Origin of the sequence: Brenneria tiliae, assembly GCF_023347575.1 — a bacterium.
In the GTDB taxonomy this organism is placed as follows: Bacteria; Pseudomonadota; Gammaproteobacteria; order Enterobacterales; family Enterobacteriaceae; genus Brenneria; species Brenneria corticis.
Genome location: NZ_JAKPCB010000012.1, coordinates 1 through 222, shown reverse-complemented (window position 1 = coordinate 222; position 222 = coordinate 1). Strand labels below are relative to the sequence as shown.

At 53.2% G+C, this 222-nt stretch carries 1 protein-coding gene; it reads right to left on the bottom strand.

Features of this window, described 5'->3' with window-relative positions:
- A partial coding sequence (locus MFP24_RS00055) for an immunoglobulin-like domain-containing protein (protein WP_249246701.1) occupies positions 1-222 on the bottom strand: 222 nt, incomplete at both ends.

Below are 222 nucleotides of genomic sequence, written 5' to 3'. Positions count from 1 at the left end.
CGAAATTATGCTCACCGGAATCCGTTACACGGAGGGTGTAGCTTTCACCATCTTGATAAACATCATCACCTTGCACCGCAAAGGCTGATGAAGTGCCGGTTGTTGACCCGGCCGCAAAGGTGATGGTGGCGCCATTGTTTAACGTTACGGTAAAGGCACGGTCAGTAGGATTACTCAGTGTGGCACTGACGGTGGCACTATCGCTGCCTTCCGCCACCGTGA